We start from the raw sequence: 15859 nt of genomic DNA, 5'->3' as shown, positions 1-15859 counted from the left end.
AACATTTCAAATAAATTGCTCACTGGCGCTTCCTCCTTTTTAGATACGTTTCCCCTGATTGTACTATGTTTAATCATTTAACCATTCTTTCCTACCCTGCCTTTTTTAGAATACTCCAGCGGCCCGGTAAATTCCAGCCACATCTCAGCACCGAAAACAGTGATGGCGTTTGCGGGTTGACCTAAATTTCCTTATACTGAAACTATGTTATATTAAAGCTATAATAAGACTTAGGAGTGATCGTAATGAGTGAAGCAGCACAAACACTGGACGGCTGGTATTGTTTACATGATTTCCGCCTGATCGATTGGGCATCTTGGAAAACGTTATCAAGTGACGAACGCCAACTAGCCATCTCGGAGTTCCAAGGTTTACTCGATAAATGGAATATGACCCAAAGCGACAACGAAGGCAGCCATGCCCTATATTCCATCGTTGGCCAGAAAGCGGACTTCATGCTTATGTTTGCCCGCCCGACAATGGAAGAATTGAATGCAATCGAAAATGAATTCAATAAAACGAAGCTTGCCGAATATTCCATTCCGGCTTATTCATACGTTTCAGTGGTGGAGCTAAGCAATTACCTTGCAGGAGGAGATGGTGAGGACCCTTATCAGAACCCTCATGTACGTTCCAGACTGTATCCCATCCTGCCAAAGGCGAAACATGTTTGCTTCTATCCAATGGACAAGCGCCGTGAAGGCGATGACAACTGGTATATGCTTTCCATGGAAGAACGCAAAGGCTTAATGCGTTCACACGGCTTGATCGGCCGCAGTTATGCTGGCAAGGTAAAACAAATCATTTCCGGCTCGGTCGGATTTGACGACTATGAATGGGGCGTAACACTTTTCGCGGATGACGTCCTTCAATTCAAGAAATTAATTTATGAAATGCGTTTTGATGAAGTGAGCGCCCGTTACGCTGCGTTCGGCTCTTTCTTTGTAGGCAATATTCTGCCTGAAGAAAACATAGCCTCTTTCCTCTACGTATAAGATACTTTAGCTTCCGGCTTCCGGAAGCTTTTCTCTTTTTTCACCCTCCTCCTTTTTATTTTCCCCAGCTATGGAATAAATCCAACACACATCCCATACATTTTCAATAGTGATGAATGTAATTTTTACCGGCTCATTCGACGTCACAGGAAAAGAAAACAAGGCAACGCCTAAATCCAGCGAGGTGAAGGAACGTTACTTCTATTTAGATTACGTTTAGCGGATATCACTTTACCCGCGTAAACCAGGAAAGGCAACGTTATGTATCGCTTAAAATTCATTGTGTGTTTTTAAGCTGCCGGGGATTGTATCGAGCGGTCGCTATAAATCGCACTGTTGCTTCAAGTACTCGGCTTTTCGCCACCAAAATCAAAAAGCCTTGAATTTTAGGAGGGAATGCAATGTCACAAAATAATCCTTATGGTAACTACCCGTATGGTGGAAGCCCCTATTACCCGAATGAAAACAATGAGTCCAGCCAGCGGCAGCAGACACCATACCAGCAACAACAGTCTTTCCCGCAGCAAGCCTATCAACAGCCGGCATACCAGCCTCAACAGCCAACCATAGCCGGCACGCCGCAGCAGATCCCGATGCCGATGAATCAATCGACATCTCCACCACAGGTACCTGGCATGCTTCCAGTCGAAGCATCATACATCGAAAACATCCTGCGTTTGAACAAAGGGAAATTAGCGACCGTTTATACAACATTTGAAAATAATAAGGAATGGAATGCAAAGATCTTCAAAGGAATCATCGAAGCTGCAGGACGTGACCATTTGATCATAAGCGACCCGCAAACCGGCAAACGGTATTTAATCCCGATGGTGTACTTGGACTACATTACCTTTGATGAAGAAATCGAATACGACTATCCATATGGAGGGGCAGGGCTTGCCACCTATTCGCCAAGGTGAATGAGATGATAAAAAAGGGGCCTCAGAATCTTATCGATTTTGAGGCCCTTCTTCATGGAGATGTTTTTTTTGATCCTGCGCTTACAAGTACTTATAGGCAGCAATGACCATCAATACCCAAGCTGCCAAGAAAGACACTCCGCCAAGCGGTGTGATGGCGCCTAACACCTTGATCTGCGTGACGCTTAGAACGAACAGGCTACCGGAAAAGAGGATGATCCCGATTAACATAAGCCAGCCAGACCAATTGACTAACGGGCTTGAGATTTTTCCAGCCAATAAACCGATTACTAATAAACCAACCGCATGGAACATTTGATATTGAACGGCCGTTTGCCATGTTTCCAAATATTTATCGGGTATCTTCCCTTCGAGCCCATGGGCTCCGAATGCACCTAGTGCGACAGCAATGAACCCATTGATTGCGCCTAAAATGATGAACAGTTTCACTATGATTTCGCTTCCCTTCGCTGCTTTTAAAAATCGAATAAGGACTCTCCATTGGCTTCATCCATTTTGACCGGCTCTACATTCGGTGTAGCCGTCATGATGGGCTGAGACAATGTGATTGGCTTCGAAATGCCGCTTCCCACTTTTTCATCAACCATTACTTCACATAAGGCTTTAATGGCAATGACATATCCCTGCACCTTATCCTCTGAATTTGCCTGCTTTGCCTTCGAAGCAAGCTCTTCGATTTTGTCCAGCATTTTTCTTGAAGAAATATCCAAATTTACCACCTCGTCCATATACAGGTCAAAACTTTCATCACTAGCATAGCAAAAATCAAGCAAGAAAACACCCTTGTAAAACCCTCTACTTCATATTTTTCTTGGCTGTAAATTCGAGGCACACCTGCCCCGATGATCTAAACACATCAAGAGAAGGCAGGTTTGCGGTTTTGAATTGAAAGGCACGGCACCCTTTTGGAAAGTTGGGATCCCACGTGACGTAAAAATGACGGCACAGCATGCAATTCACCCGCTTCATGTTCCTTTTCGACTCATCGCACCCGAGATTTCCCAATCAATGGGCGATTCCCCCATTTCCATAAGAAATTGATTGGTTTTGGAAAACGGTTTGCTGCCAAAGAACCCACGGGAAGCCGAGAGCGGACTCGGATGCACGGATGTAATGATTTTATGGCGGCTTTCATCAATTAAAGGGATCTTCGTTTGTGCCGGTTTCCCCCATAAGATAAAAACGATCGGTTTCTGCCGCTCACTCAGCAGGCGGATGACTTGATTCGTAAAGTTTTCCCACCCTTTTCCCCGGTGTGAGTTCGCTTCTCCTTCACGGACAGTCAAGACGGTATTCAAAAGAAGCACACCTTGTTTTGCCCACTCAACAAGGCATCCCTCATCTGGAATGTCAGTGCCTAAATCGGCATGAAGTTCCTTAAAGATGTTTCTTAATGAAGGCGGAATGCGCACCTCCGGTTTAACGGAAAAGCTAAGGCCATGCGCTTGATCGGGCCCATGGTAAGGATCCTGCCCAAGAATGACGACCTTCACGCTTTCATAGGCCGTATAGTGAAGTGCATTGAAAATATCGTCCTGATCCGGATGAATGACCTGCTCTTTGTACTCTTGCTTTATGAATTCCCTTAGCTCCTGGTAATATTCTTTTTTGAATTCCTCTTTCAATAGAGGCCACCAATCATTTGTTAATATGTGCTTTGCCATATGCATAGCCCCTTTCTTCTTTTAAACTATATTATATCAAAGATCGGCCTTCGCCTTTTTGATAGACCATGATATATGTTTCTTTATACCCCTTAATTGGGAAAACAGATAGTTAGCAAGCAATTTAACCATGTTGGAGGATTCCCTATGAAAAAATGGTACAAAAGAAAACGATTTTACCTGCTGGTTGGCATTTTGCTCGTCATTACGGCAGTGATCGTCTATAACAGCTACAAGCCCCTTCCCAAGGGCATTTCCTATGAAGGGAAGGTTCATCATGTCGAGGATGTCGACTTCATCTATGATCTTTCCTATCACGATGAACAAGGGAATCTTAAACATGAGCAGCGAATTTTTCAAACCATCAATAATGCCATCGAAGAGGCGGATTCTTATATCATAATCGATATGTTTTTGTTTAATGATTTTTATGATGAAAAGATAAACTTCCCAAAGCTAACCAAGACACTGACGGATAAACTGGTTGCCCAAAAGAAAAAGAAACCCGGACTCCAGGTGATATTCATTACCGATGAAGTGAATACTTCCTATAATGCTTACAAGTTGGAGGCGCTAGAAACCATGAAGCAAAATGGCATCGATGTCGTCGTGACCAATTTAGACCGACTTCGCGACCCGAACCCTCTCTATTCCGGCGTGTATCGGACCTTTTTCCAATGGTTTGGCGAAGAGGGAAAAGGCTGGATCGTGAATCCAATGGCTAAGACTGCACCAAAGGTCACCTTTCGTTCTTACCTTAGGCTGATGAATATTAAAGCCAACCACAGGAAAGTGGTCGCGACCGAAAAAACGGCGATCATCTCATCTGCCAACCCCCATGACGCGAGTGGATTCCATTCCAATATCGCGTTTCAGATGAAGGGGAATATCATCGGTGATTTCATTAAAGCGGAGGAAGCGGCTTCGAATTTCTCCGGCGGTCCAAAGGCATTCCCGGAATTCAACGAGGCGGCCGAAGAAGATAGGGGACCGGTCTCGGTGCAATTGCTCACGGAAGGAAAAATCAATACGCATGTCCTCAAAACGATAAAAGATACCAAGAAAGGGGACAAAATCCACCTTGCAATGTTCTACATTGCCGATCGTGAAGTGGTCGAAGCGTTAACGGACGCCGCTAAACGGGGCGTGAAGATTCAGATGATCTTGGACCCGAATCAAAACGCCTTCGGAAGTGAAAAAATCGGCCTCCCGAATCTCCCGGTTGCCGCCGAATTTGAAAAGCTGGGGGATGAAAATATTTCGATCCGCTGGTACAAAACCGATAAAGAACAGTTTCATACAAAGCTGATGATGATACAAAAGGAAAAAGAAACGATCGTTCTTGGCGGATCAGCCAATTACACCTCACGTAATCTCGATGACTTTAACCTTGAAGCGAATGTTGAAATCCATGCACCAAATGATGCGGACATTTCTTATGATGTCGCTGACTATTTCCAAAGACTTTGGACAAATCGCAACGGAACATACACTGCCGATTATAGTGAATATCAGAAGGACCTTCCCGTTTTCAAATATTTAGCATACCGCATCCAGAAGGTGTTTCGCTTCACCACTTATTAAATTATTTTGTCATAAGATGTTTAGGCACTCGGAAATAAGGTTATATACTACTATAGCTAATTAACAATCACGATAAACAAGATTCCATTTACCTATATTCCAGAGAATCTTACATTAAAATTCAAGGAGGAGTTTATATGTATCAAGTACATGTAGTAGAAAACGGTTTACAAGCAAAGGAAAAAATCGATGAGTTAGTCACTTCAGGATATACGAAGGACGATGTTTACTTGTTCGCTCATGACAAAACCCGTTCGAAGCACCTTACCGAGAATACGAATACGGAAGATGTAGGAATGAAGGAACAGGGCTTCCTCGATACGGTTGGCAATCTCTTTAAATCACGCGGAGATGAGCTTCGTAACCGTATGAGCAACCTTGGCCTTAGCGACATGGAAGCAGAACGTTACGAGGAAGTGCTTGACGAAGGAAAAGTCGTCATCGTCGCTTCTAAATAATTCAACAGACATAAGGTAGCATTTACCCTATATATAAGAAACGGGGCCCATCAACGGGCCCCGTTTTTTGCTATTCATTATCCTAGTATACTTTGGTAGGCTGCCTTTGCCTGGATCATATCCTTCGTACCGTGTATCAGCGCCCTGCCATCCTCAAAAATGACCATCCGCACTCCATCTTTTTCGCAGGAGAGGAGAAAAGGATTGAATTTCACTGCATAGCCACTTCCAACCAGACCTTTTGCCAGCTTCTCGAGCTGGAGCTTAACTGGCTTGGGCGGCCTGACCTGCACAGTGTCCCTTCCGCAAAGGACCGCTGTTTTCGTTGCGTTATCTCCGGTTAAAAAAGGATAAGATCTCTGCTCGCCGCAAGAAAGGCAATCCTTCTTTTTCGCTTTTGTTAATTTCACAGATTGGTATTGGTTTCGCCACAGATCAAACGTAACGAGTGCCGGACGAATCGCGTCCCGATTCCCTGAAAGGATTTTCAAAGCCTCGGCCATTTGGTGGGCCGCCACCATCGTGACCGCAGGTGATATGATTCCCCCTGTGTCACAGGTCATGCCCTGAATGGGGATCGTTTTAAGCAAACAGTGCAGGCAAGGCGTATTTCCGGGAAGGATCGTCAAGGTCATGCCGACACTGCCGACGCATGCCCCATAAATCCACGGAATAAGAAGCTTTTGTGACAAATCGTTAATGATCATCCGAGTTTCAAAATTATCGGTTGCGTCCAATATCAAATCAACCCCGCCAAGCAGCTGCTCCAGGTTTTGCGCGGTTGCGTCCATGATGATGGCATTCACTTCCACTCCATGATCGATCTCTAGCAAATGACGCTTTGCGGCTTCAGCCTTTGGAAGCCTCTCTTCGACGTCCCGTTCCGTATACATTTGCTGGCGCTGTAAATTACTAAGCTCCACATAATCCCGATCCACGATCGTGATTTTCCCTACTCCCGCACGGGTAAGGGCCTCTGCGTTTGCAGCTCCCAATGCGCCTGCCCCCAGGAGTAAAACATGCTTCTTTTGGATTTCCAATTGACCCCGCTCACCGATCGGGGCAAATAACGTTTGCCTGGAATATCGTTCTTTCACATCGTACACCATATCCAATTCGCTCAACCTCCGCTTACAGGTGGAATGAAGGCCACTGTATCCCCGTCCGTTAAGATCGTCTCATCATCGGCAAATTCTTCATTGACTGCCGTCATTGCGGCTTCAAGGCTACCCAATTGATAGTCCGCCTTCAATTTTCTTTTCAGCTCGTCCACACTCCAGCCATTTCCTTCTATAGAAATGGACGCTTTTCCTGATTCATCCCTCAATTGGGCAAATAAAAGCACGTTAATCATGGATGTCCATCTCCTTCGGTTTTCCTGATGGATATGGTACGGTCTCCAACTGGTTCCCGACCCACGTTTCCCCATCCTCCCAATGTTCCTTCTTCCAAATCGGGACAATTTCCTTGATTCTTTCAATCGCATACCGATTCGCCTCATATGCATCATTTCGATGCGGCGTACTAACGGCAATGACGACTGCGATATCCGTAATGTCGAGTTTACCTACACGATGGGTGATCGCCGTTTCCGCTTCAGGCCAACGATCCTTGATTTCCGCACCGATTTGCTCTAATTTCTTGATCGCCATCGGTTCATAGGCTTCGTAAATTAAGAATAAGGTCTTTTTCCCCTTGGTCATTTCCCGTACCGTCCCAATGAAGGTCGTGACGGCACCTGCATTTCGTTTTACTACTTTATCAATCACATCCTGAATGACGATCGGATCCTTTGAAATTTTATAATTCATCTCTACCACCCTTTATATCACATTCCGTTTGCTTAATATGGACAGCTTCTTGATAGTCCTCCCTCGTATTCATATTGAAGAATACGTGTTGAAAACGTTCAGGGTTTTCGTGATATAGCTTAAAGTCTTTTTCCCTAATGATTTTCACCGAAATCTTCTCCAGAAAACGGCTCATTTTCAATTCCCGGCTCATCAAACACTCCGTCAGTACAGGGAGACAGGTTTTGTGATAAACCGCAAAAAGAGGCTGGAGCCGCCCATTTATCTCCGGAATGACCGCATCGAATGAAGGAACGTAATTGGCAATCAATTCATGAATGACAGTGGCACTCACAAAGGGCATGTCACAGGCTGCAAGGAAGTGCAGCTGAGTTTGCGAGGCAGTCATCCCTGCATGCAAGCCGCCAAGGGGTCCATGATCCTTATGTAAATCAGCAATTAACGGAAGTTGCAGAAAACGGTAATCGTCGAATGCATTCGTAATGACCAACACGTTTTCGGACACCTTTTTCAGTTCGGATGCCACTCTTGAAATGTTCACATCGCCATCTATTGTCAGTAATGCCTTATTCTCGCCCATCCGGCTTGATTTTCCACCAGCTAGAAGCAACATCGTCGATTCCATCCGCTTCATCCTTCCCTTTTTTCGGTTTAATCGAGCTCGCTAAGGTAATGCTATACCTACTATGTATTCCAAAAAAGCATCCATTGTATGTAAATAGTTTAATGCAACTTCGAGAATAATGACACCATAGATTGATTGGATCACATCTTGGAATCCAGGTTTCCGATAAACGGAATGCCATATGATACACTTATGAAAAATGCCCATCAGAGGCACACACTTTACCTTATCTTCAGGCCCCCAGATGGGGAAACAACTAAGTTTTACATAAAATAAATTTTGGTATATTCTAAAAATAGGATATTACCTGGTATGATGATAATATCGATATCTAATTCTCCTGAGGAGGTCACATAATGACTATGAAAAAAGCTATGACAGTTGCTGGATCTGACTCCAGCGGCGGAGCAGGTCTTCAAGCTGATTTAAAGACATTTCAAGAATTCGGCATTTACGGTATGTCCGCTTTAACGACAATCGTGTCGATGGACCCTAAGAATGGCTGGTCCCATAATGTATTCCCTACGCCAGTAAATGTTTTGGAGGCCCAAATCGAAACGATTCTATCAATCGGAATTGACGCCATGAAAACAGGTATGCTCGGTTCAGTTGAAATCATTGAACTCGTTGCCCGTAAAATTGACGAGTTGAAATTGGACAAAGTCGTAATCGACCCAGTTATGGTATGCAAAGGTGAGGATGAAGTATTGCACCCTGAAACAGCCGTGGCTCTGCGTGATCTACTCGTTCCGCGTGCAACGGTAGTGACGCCTAACCTTTTCGAGGCTGCCCAATTAGCAGGGACGGCGCCTATCAAAACGATCGATGATATGAAGGCTGCCGCCGAAAAGATACATGCACTTGGTGCAAAATATGTCTTGATCAAGGGTGGAAATAAGCTTGATCTTGATAAAGCCATCGACCTTCTCTATGATGGAAAAGAATTTGAGATCCTTGAATCCGAGAAAATCGAAACAACCAATACACATGGTGCCGGTTGTTCATCATCAGCAGCGATTACAGCGCAGCTGGCTGAAGGGAAAAGCCCGCGCGAGGCCATCCACATCGCGAAAGACTTCATTACGGAAGCGGTTCGCCATTCCTGGAAGATGAATGACTATGTAGGACCGGTCAATCATGGGGCATACCATAAATATGGAAATGCGCAAAACACACAAAAATAAATCATCACGTTTACTGGCCGCTCCAATTCATCGAGCGGCCTTTTTCGCTTTTTTTGATTTTATTTAGTAAAATGGGAAGAAGGAAAAGCTTATCTAGCCGCCCAGTTAAGGAGGAAATTATAGAATGAAACCTATAGACCGCACCGAGGTGCAAAATGCTATTGATTCTTTCGCCGGAAAAGATGTATATCTTCACCTGGAAACGACAAATGGTGCCTATGCCACTCATGTAGATGAAGCCTTCTTTTCGGCAGGTGCTTATATTCGTAACGCTTTTATACAATATGAACATGGCAAGATCGTTGGGGACGGACCCTACCGCATCGGCTTAAAGCTCAATATCGGCTGGGTATATGCAGAAGGCGTAAACCACTTCGAAGTGGATGAACAAGGAAGGTTGCTAATGGCAGGTCTTGATTTTTCCGGAAAGCTTGCCGTCTCCATGCAGCTCAGTCCCACACCCTTTGAATGATCCTGACATACCTTTAATCCCATTCCCATTTACCTTTAACCATACTCAATGTAAGTAAACGGAAGGAGAAATATACCTTGGAAAAAGAACGTCATGTTTTAGTCATTTTCCCACATCCCGATGATGAAGCCTTCTCGGTTTCCGGTACGGTTGCCATCCATAGAGAAGCGGGCACACCTGTTACCTATTTATGCTTAACACTAGGAGAAATGGGACGTAATTTAGGCAATCCGCCATTTGCAACGAGAGAATCGCTCCCCAAAATCCGTAAAAAGGAATTGATCGATGCAGCAAATGCGATCGGCATTGAAGACTTACGCATGCTCGGCTTGCGTGATAAGACGATAGAATTCGAGGATGATGAAAAGCTGACGTCCATATTTACCGATGCCATCAATGAATTGAATCCATCATTGATCATCACGTTTTACCCGGGATACAGCGTCCATCCAGACCATGAAGCGACAGCGAGGGCCGTGGTTCGTGCCGTGGAAAGAATCGAGGAAACGGAACGTCCAAAACTTCATTGTGTCGCATTCTCCAATAACTGCATCCAGGAGTTAGGGCAACCTGACATCATCCATGATATCACTGCGGTCGAAGAGAAAAAAGTAGCTGCCGTTACGGCTCACCGTTCCCAAACGGAGGCGATGGTACTTGATTGGAAGGAAAAATTCGAAAATCAGGATGCCGATTTCCTAGAGTGGATACGCAAGGAACGATTATGGACCTATAAATTTTGAAGAAACCGCCCATTAGGCGGTTTCTTTGTTTATGGCATAAAAAAAACGCCTGTTATATACAGGCGGAGAAAGGGGGATACTTTGGAAAATCAATCATATAACTAGCATGCCCCCATTTTTTCATTTTATACTTTAAGCGGACATCCGCTCTTCAGCCTGCATTTTCTTTCTGCTCGAGGCTTTTTTACCATGTACCAAGAAATAAATTCCGATAAGTATGAATGAGAAAATCGACATGCCGATGAATAACCCTTTGAATCCGGTAAATGGGATAAGGAAACCCAATAGGAACGGGCCAACCCCAATCCCGAAATCATACATGGTGAAAAACGTGGAAGTGGCCAAACCCATCCGATTTGACGGTGCCTCCTTGATGGAAATCGCTTGGCAGCTTGATTGGAACGTACCATACCCAACACCGATAAAAGCACCGGCTACCAGAAGCGTGATTCCATGATGGGATTGGCTGAGGATGACCATGCCGACCGCATAAAAAATCAATGCCGGATAAATCACCGCATTCTCCCCCTTCACATCAAATATCCGTCCTGTAAACGGTCGCGACGCAAGCAGGAATACGGCAAATACGACGAAGAAAAAGCTTGCGGCATCCATCAAATTCATTTCCTTTGCAAACGATGTTAAATAAGACAAGATGCTCGAATAAGTAAATCCGGCAAATCCGATGAAAATGGCAATCGGCAGGGCACTTTTTTCAAAGTAATCACTGATCTTAAACCCTTTTCGTGATGAAACTTTGCCCTTTTCGCCTTCTGGCACATTCATGAACAACGAAGCGACTAAAGCAAATGCGGCAAACACCGAGGCAGCATAGAAGATGATCGAATAACTAAAATGCTGGGTGATCAGCAAACCGATAAACGGACCGAAAGCCATGGCCAAGTTTGTACTCATCGCAAAATACCCTGTCCCCTCCCCACGCCTTTCATTCGGAATGATATCTGCGGCAATCGTTCCGGTTGCAGTCGTCGCAAGACCAAAAGCGAAACCGTGAATAAGCCGGTCGATCAATAGAAGAAACAAACCATTGACCATGAAATAGCCAATCGAAGCTAACAAAAATAAAATCAAGGAACCAAAAAGCATTTTTTTGCGGCCGACCTGGTCAATTTTCTTCCCGGCAACCGGTCTGACCAGCACAGCCCCAAGGACAAAAATACTTGAAGCGAGTCCCGCCTGGGCTTGAGACGCATGGAATTGATCGATCGTGTAAATCGTCAATGTCACCATCAACACATAAAAAGTTAAAAAGAGAAAAAAGTTCGCTGACGACACAATCAGAAAATCTTTCGTCCACAACTTTGGTTTTTGATTCATGTAAAATCCTTCTTCCTTACAATTGTTTTAATTTTTCCTTCAATAATTTCAAGGTTTTTTGCGTTACCTCAAGATCCTCTTCGGCCAAACCACTCAATAATTGGTGCTCAAATTCCTCCACCACTTTTTTGGCCTCTTGAAAAGTCCTTTTACCGGACTCCGTTAACTGTATTCTCCGTTCCCGCTTATCTTTCCCGGGTATTTGTTCGATTAAATCACGTTCCTCCAAACGGTTCACCGTCCGTGTAACCGTCGGCTTCTCCACATCGAGATAGTTGCTGATTTCCACAAGCGTCGAACTCCCATATTGATTCAAATAAAAAACAATCAACCACTGAGAATGAAAAAGATCGACCTTAGCCAATTGTTCGTTCAACTTTTTTGTAAATGACCTCGAGAACTGTAAATTTTGATGAAAAAACCCATCATGGAAGGGCATAGGTATTCCTCCTGTAAAGTAGTTACCTAGGTAACTATACAATATTTCTTTATTAAAGTCCAGCCTCCAAACGAAGAATCCGAGCCCTGAACACAACTTAACAGCAGGTTCGTGATCAAATGTTCGTTTTGACTGATTGCGGATGATTCGGGATGGTTACTCGGCGAATTTGGGACTTTTACTCGCCAATTTGGGCGTTGCCTCGAAATGTGAGGCGGATTCTCGCAAAGATATCGCTTTTAACACGTTTTTTTTGCTGTTTCGCGCCAATTTTTGGCGTTGCTCATGAATTTGACGCGGATTCTCCGCTTGATTACTGCTTTCTTTCACGATATCAGCGCGTTACTCGCGAATTCATGCAGCAGCAGGAGCCCCCGCCATTCGGCGAGGGCTTCACGTGTAACAATATAAATCGGTGTAGGTAAGCGTTCGCACAACTGCGGGCATTTTTTTTCGCTGCCTATATTAGCGGTTGCCTGAATCCTTCAGGGCATATTTCCTTCTAATTGGGATAGGGGCAGCCGATAAAGTTTATCATCTTTTTCATCGGGATTTCCTCGTCCGTCCGTATTGTTACTTATAAAGTATAGGAATTCTTCATCCACGAAGATGTCGCGGATCCGACCGGCATTCGTGATGATATCCGTCATTTTTCCGCTCTTGATATCGTACTGCTTAAGCGATTCACCTCTTAATGCTGCGATAAATAGCTTCCCATCAAAATAGGCCAGTCCGGAAGGGGCCCAAGTGTTTTCGCCTGAGTGGATCAGTGGATTGATCATATCCGGTTTTTGCTGATCACCTTCAATCTCCGGCCAGCCATAGTTCTTGCCAGGATCAATTTCATTTATTTCATCGTGAGCGGACTCTCCGTGCTCGCTTTCATATAACTTCCCGGCATCATCCCAGGCCAGTCCTTGCGGGTTGCGATGGCCATACGAATAGACGTACGAATTTGCGAAAGGATTATCTTTAGGAATGGTGCCGTCTGGATTCATGCGCAAAAGCTTCCCGCCTAATGAAACAGTATCTTGTGCGATTTCCGGTTTCTTGGCATCCCCTGTTGTTGCGTATAGCAAGCCATCGGGGCCAAGCTTGAGGCGTCCGCCGTGATGGTAGTCACCGCTTGGTATTCCATCGATTAACGTTTCTCGCTCCAGCCATTTATCATTGTCCTTTTGCAGGGAGACGATTCGGTTGATGGAATTCCCACTGCCATCTTCGTACGTATAATAGGCGTAGGCTCGCCTGCTTTCAGAAAAGTCGGGTGCCAATAAAAAACCAAGCAGTCCAGCTTCCGCTTTTGAAGATAATGTTTTCTTAAGCTCGACCGGTTGCCGTGTCAGCTTGCCCTTGTACCATTCCACGATGGAGCCTGTCCGTTCTGAAACATACATCGCACTCCCAACCTTTTGGATCGACCATGGAGAATGCAGATTCGTCACGAGTACTTCAGGATCTTTACCAAGCGTGCCCGCCACTTCTTTATCAGGCTTTGGATCGGTTTTGCTGTCCTCTTCTTTGCCATTACAACCTGCCAGAATCAATGCAGCCATAAGGAAATATAGAAGCCACCTTTTCAAACGCCTTTCCCCCTTCAATTCGTGAGTTTAATAGGCTGACTGTTTGAGCACCTTTAATATTGCCTGCGCTACACCTGATTCATCATTCTTGCCTGTCACTTCATCACACAGTTTTTGAATGTCGAGCGGGGCATTGCCCATGGCGACAGCCAAGCCTACCCGTTCAAACATGGATACATCATTATAATTATCGCCGATGGCCATTGTTTCCTGCATGGAACCGGATTTTTCCTTCACATATGCTTCGAGGGCCGTACCCTTTTGGGCCTCCGTACTCATGATTTCCACATTTTCACGTCCTGATGAGGTGACGGTGACTCCACCTTGCCCGTTCAATTTCGAAGCAACTCGATTCAATAAATCTAAATCTTTGGAGAAGCTGAGGATTTTATAATATTCCACATTAGAATGGCTGAATAGCTCGGAATAGTCGGAGATCGATGTAACTTGTCCAAGCTGCAAGCGCTCCTCTGCGAATTTCCTCATTCTCTCGGCATCCATCTCGGGATTGGCCGTTACGAATATGTCCACCAAAACGGATATTGATTTTTCGTAATTTTTGGAATAAATCCCCTGGCTCGTATAAATTTCGAAATAAATCCCTTGTTCCTCAAGGATTTCAGCGACCATTTTTGCAGTGGCAACAGACATTGGATTCGAAGCGGCAATCTTTCCTTCCTTTGTGAACAAGGCCGCCCCATTCACAGAGATCACAGGGCAATCGATATTCGCTTCATCTAAAGCGAACCTTGCTTCGACGTATGATCTCCCAGTGGCGATGATCACTTCCACCCCTTCTCTTTGTGCCTTCTGGATCGCCTCTTTATTTTCCACACTGACCTTTTGCATTTTGTTTAATAATGTTCCGTCCATGTCAATCGCAATCGTCTTTATCAATTCAACCGGCTCCTTTATTACAATATAATCCCTATTCTAACCGAAAGAGCGTCGATAAACACGTTTTACAACCTTGCAGTGAATATTGATCGAAAAAATATAAATAAACTGCACCTGATAAGGAGAGGTGCAGTTCAATTTTTAATGCAGGATCGTTTGGCTGTCAATTGCCTGCGCACGTTCAATGATCTGTTCATGAATGTCACTACGAATGTCATCTATCGCAGTAAAGTCCATGGCTTTCACATAAATTTTTTCAAGTTCGTCATGCAGCTCTTTTGCTTTGGCTAGGCTTGCCGTCGCTTCATTCATCTTCTCCCTGTACCTGGAGGAAACATCCTTGATCTGATCGGCATAAATTTCATCCGTTCCCGGCAGGATCGCCGTTTTATATATATCGATGATCTCATCACCTTCGCAGCTCGGGAAATATTCATGAGGATCTGTGCTGTCGAATATGGCGATACCTACCTCCCGGACGATGACCATGTCCAGGCTATGCGGATCGAAACCACAATGATACACTTCCACATCGAAGCCCCTTTGCTCCGCAGCCTTTGCAATCTTTTTCAGCATCGTCGATTTTCCCGAACCGGGACGCCCTTTTAAAAAGTAGCGTTTCTGTACGCCCTCCGTGATATTCGGTATGAAATCGACCGCTCCCTTTGGCGTGGCGGCACCTAAAAAACGATGACGAACATCCGCCTTCTTATTAAGGACGATATCTCGATAAAAGCCTTCTATCAATTTATTGGTCAGCCCATTCAATTTAGCGAAGTCGATGTTTGCCTTATAGATGTCCTCCCATTCATCATGTATCTTCAATGCTTCAGCGAAAAGGGCATAGGCCTTCTCGAAGCTGTTGCTTCTCGCATTCGTCAGCCTTATGATGGACGCTCTTTCCGAAGCGAGCTGCTGTGAATTCCAGGCTGACCCCAAATTGACATATTCCTCTACAGCCCCTGGTGCCTTCGGTTCAATCACATGCGGAGCGGTCCCATCCACAAGACCGATTTTCAAAGCCGGTATGATGACCCCATCGATGGAATCATTATCGGAAGAACAATGTAAATACTCGATATCATAGTTTTTATCCAGCCATTCCTGGCCGATTTTTTTCATAAT

Annotated in this window: 19 protein-coding genes; 7 read left to right on the top strand and 12 right to left on the bottom strand. The window is 44.8% G+C overall.

Annotation, left to right across the window (positions count from 1 at the left end; all coding sequences use genetic code 11):
- Positions 1-245 precede the first annotated feature (245 nt).
- Entirely contained in the window at positions 246-995 is a 750-nt protein-coding gene (gene hemQ, locus CVN76_RS07065) for a hydrogen peroxide-dependent heme synthase (RefSeq protein WP_061141320.1), read from the top strand.
- A 401-nt stretch (positions 996-1396) separates the two neighbouring features.
- On the top strand, positions 1397-1915 hold the full coding sequence (gerQ, locus tag CVN76_RS31730) for a spore coat protein GerQ (RefSeq protein WP_232732116.1): 519 nt from the start codon (positions 1397-1399) through the stop codon (positions 1913-1915).
- Between the two features lie 81 nt (positions 1916-1996).
- Here gerQ and CVN76_RS07055 read toward each other — a convergent pair whose 3' ends face one another.
- The 3 genes from CVN76_RS07055 to CVN76_RS07040 all read right to left on the bottom strand — a co-directional run bounded on the left by CVN76_RS07055 (position 1997) and on the right by CVN76_RS07040 (position 3600).
- Entirely contained in the window at positions 1997-2365 is a 369-nt protein-coding gene (locus CVN76_RS07055; RefSeq protein WP_061141322.1) for a DUF423 domain-containing protein, read from the bottom strand.
- A 26-nt stretch (positions 2366-2391) separates the two neighbouring features.
- A complete protein-coding gene (locus CVN76_RS07050) occupies positions 2392-2646 on the bottom strand; it encodes a YwdI family protein (RefSeq protein ID WP_157805546.1) in 255 nt (84 codons plus the stop codon).
- A gap of 255 nt (positions 2647-2901) precedes the next feature.
- Positions 2902-3600 carry a uracil-DNA glycosylase gene (locus CVN76_RS07040; protein ID WP_100530554.1) on the bottom strand — a complete coding sequence of 233 codons (699 nt, stop codon included), beginning with the start codon at positions 3598-3600 and terminating at the stop codon, positions 2902-2904.
- A 147-nt stretch (positions 3601-3747) separates the two neighbouring features.
- On the opposite strand from CVN76_RS07040, the gene CVN76_RS07035 reads away from it, so the two are divergent.
- Together CVN76_RS07035 and CVN76_RS07030 are read left to right on the top strand one after the other, a co-directional pair.
- Entirely contained in the window at positions 3748-5184 is a 1437-nt protein-coding gene (locus CVN76_RS07035; protein WP_100530555.1) for a phospholipase D family protein, read from the top strand.
- A gap of 137 nt (positions 5185-5321) precedes the next feature.
- On the top strand, positions 5322-5642 hold the full coding sequence (locus CVN76_RS07030) for a general stress protein (protein ID WP_061141326.1): 321 nt from the start codon (positions 5322-5324) through the stop codon (positions 5640-5642).
- A gap of 77 nt (positions 5643-5719) precedes the next feature.
- On the opposite strand, the gene CVN76_RS07025 is transcribed toward CVN76_RS07030, so the two are convergent.
- From CVN76_RS07025 to mobA, 4 genes are read right to left on the bottom strand one after another with little or no spacing between them, the layout of a single operon-like run.
- Entirely contained in the window at positions 5720-6739 is a 1020-nt protein-coding gene (locus CVN76_RS07025; RefSeq protein ID WP_100530615.1) for a MoeB/ThiF family adenylyltransferase, read from the bottom strand.
- A gap of 23 nt (positions 6740-6762) precedes the next feature.
- Positions 6763-6996, bottom strand: a complete 234-nt coding sequence (gene moaD, locus CVN76_RS07020) for a molybdopterin converting factor subunit 1 (protein ID WP_100530614.1) — start codon at positions 6994-6996, stop codon at positions 6763-6765.
- On the bottom strand, positions 6989-7453 hold the full coding sequence (locus tag CVN76_RS07015) for a molybdenum cofactor biosynthesis protein MoaE (RefSeq protein ID WP_100530693.1): 465 nt from the start codon (positions 7451-7453) through the stop codon (positions 6989-6991). Before CVN76_RS07015 ends, moaD begins: the two co-directional genes overlap by 8 nt.
- Positions 7443-8078, bottom strand: a complete 636-nt coding sequence (mobA, locus tag CVN76_RS07010; RefSeq protein ID WP_157805585.1) for a molybdenum cofactor guanylyltransferase — start codon at positions 8076-8078, stop codon at positions 7443-7445. Before mobA ends, CVN76_RS07015 begins: the two co-directional genes overlap by 11 nt.
- 356 nt (positions 8079-8434) lie before the next feature.
- On the opposite strand from mobA, the gene pdxK reads away from it, so the two are divergent.
- From pdxK to bshB2, 3 genes are all read left to right on the top strand, one after another.
- Positions 8435-9262: a pyridoxine/pyridoxal/pyridoxamine kinase gene (pdxK, locus tag CVN76_RS07005; protein ID WP_198512518.1), complete on the top strand. Its 828-nt coding sequence runs from the start codon at positions 8435-8437 to the stop codon at positions 9260-9262.
- Positions 9263-9386: 124 nt separating this feature from the next.
- Positions 9387-9734: a YojF family protein gene (locus CVN76_RS07000; protein WP_100530691.1), complete on the top strand. Its 348-nt coding sequence runs from the start codon at positions 9387-9389 to the stop codon at positions 9732-9734.
- A 77-nt stretch (positions 9735-9811) separates the two neighbouring features.
- Complete coding sequence (gene bshB2 / locus CVN76_RS06995; RefSeq protein WP_100530690.1) at positions 9812-10477, top strand: bacillithiol biosynthesis deacetylase BshB2; 666 nt, start codon at positions 9812-9814, stop codon at positions 10475-10477.
- Between the two features lie 132 nt (positions 10478-10609).
- Here bshB2 and CVN76_RS06990 read toward each other — a convergent pair whose 3' ends face one another.
- The 5 genes from CVN76_RS06990 to CVN76_RS06970 all read right to left on the bottom strand — a co-directional run.
- Entirely contained in the window at positions 10610-11815 is a 1206-nt protein-coding gene (locus CVN76_RS06990) for an MFS transporter (protein ID WP_100530689.1), read from the bottom strand.
- A gap of 16 nt (positions 11816-11831) precedes the next feature.
- On the bottom strand, positions 11832-12254 hold the full coding sequence (locus tag CVN76_RS06985; RefSeq protein WP_100530688.1) for a MarR family winged helix-turn-helix transcriptional regulator: 423 nt from the start codon (positions 12252-12254) through the stop codon (positions 11832-11834).
- A gap of 485 nt (positions 12255-12739) precedes the next feature.
- Entirely contained in the window at positions 12740-13837 is a 1098-nt protein-coding gene (locus CVN76_RS06980; protein ID WP_232732132.1) for a PQQ-dependent sugar dehydrogenase, read from the bottom strand.
- A 27-nt stretch (positions 13838-13864) separates the two neighbouring features.
- On the bottom strand, positions 13865-14734 hold the full coding sequence (locus CVN76_RS06975; protein WP_100530687.1) for a Cof-type HAD-IIB family hydrolase: 870 nt from the start codon (positions 14732-14734) through the stop codon (positions 13865-13867).
- A gap of 141 nt (positions 14735-14875) precedes the next feature.
- The coding region (locus tag CVN76_RS06970) for a PRK06851 family protein (RefSeq protein ID WP_100530686.1) at positions 14876-15859 on the bottom strand (984 nt) is incomplete at its 5' end.

This window comes from Bacillus sp. mrc49, from assembly GCF_002803435.1.
The sequence above is the reverse complement of the archived record's forward strand: the minus strand, read 5'-3'. Positions and strand labels throughout refer to the sequence as shown.

What these genes read in the sequence shown, in the direction of transcription:
- hemQ (WP_061141320.1), top strand. Translation starts at nt 246, where the DNA reads ATGAGTGAAGCAGCACAAACACTGGACGGCTGGTATTGTTTACATGAT.
- gerQ (WP_232732116.1), top strand. Translation starts at nt 1,397, where the DNA reads ATGTCACAAAATAATCCTTATGGTAACTACCCGTATGGTGGAAGCCCC.
- CVN76_RS07040 (WP_100530554.1), bottom strand. Translation starts at nt 3,600, where the DNA reads ATGGCAAAGCACATATTAACAAATGATTGGTGGCCTCTATTGAAAGAG.
- CVN76_RS07035 (WP_100530555.1), top strand. Translation starts at nt 3,748, where the DNA reads ATGAAAAAATGGTACAAAAGAAAACGATTTTACCTGCTGGTTGGCATT.
- CVN76_RS07030 (WP_061141326.1), top strand. Translation starts at nt 5,322, where the DNA reads ATGTATCAAGTACATGTAGTAGAAAACGGTTTACAAGCAAAGGAAAAA.
- moaD (WP_100530614.1), bottom strand. Translation starts at nt 6,996, where the DNA reads ATGATTAACGTGCTTTTATTTGCCCAATTGAGGGATGAATCAGGAAAA.
- CVN76_RS07015 (WP_100530693.1), bottom strand. Translation starts at nt 7,453, where the DNA reads ATGAATTATAAAATTTCAAAGGATCCGATCGTCATTCAGGATGTGATT.
- mobA (WP_157805585.1), bottom strand. Translation starts at nt 8,078, where the DNA reads ATGGAATCGACGATGTTGCTTCTAGCTGGTGGAAAATCAAGCCGGATG.
- pdxK (WP_198512518.1), top strand. Translation starts at nt 8,435, where the DNA reads ATGACTATGAAAAAAGCTATGACAGTTGCTGGATCTGACTCCAGCGGC.
- CVN76_RS07000 (WP_100530691.1), top strand. Translation starts at nt 9,387, where the DNA reads ATGAAACCTATAGACCGCACCGAGGTGCAAAATGCTATTGATTCTTTC.
- CVN76_RS06990 (WP_100530689.1), bottom strand. Translation starts at nt 11,815, where the DNA reads ATGAATCAAAAACCAAAGTTGTGGACGAAAGATTTTCTGATTGTGTCG.
- CVN76_RS06985 (WP_100530688.1), bottom strand. Translation starts at nt 12,254, where the DNA reads ATGCCCTTCCATGATGGGTTTTTTCATCAAAATTTACAGTTCTCGAGG.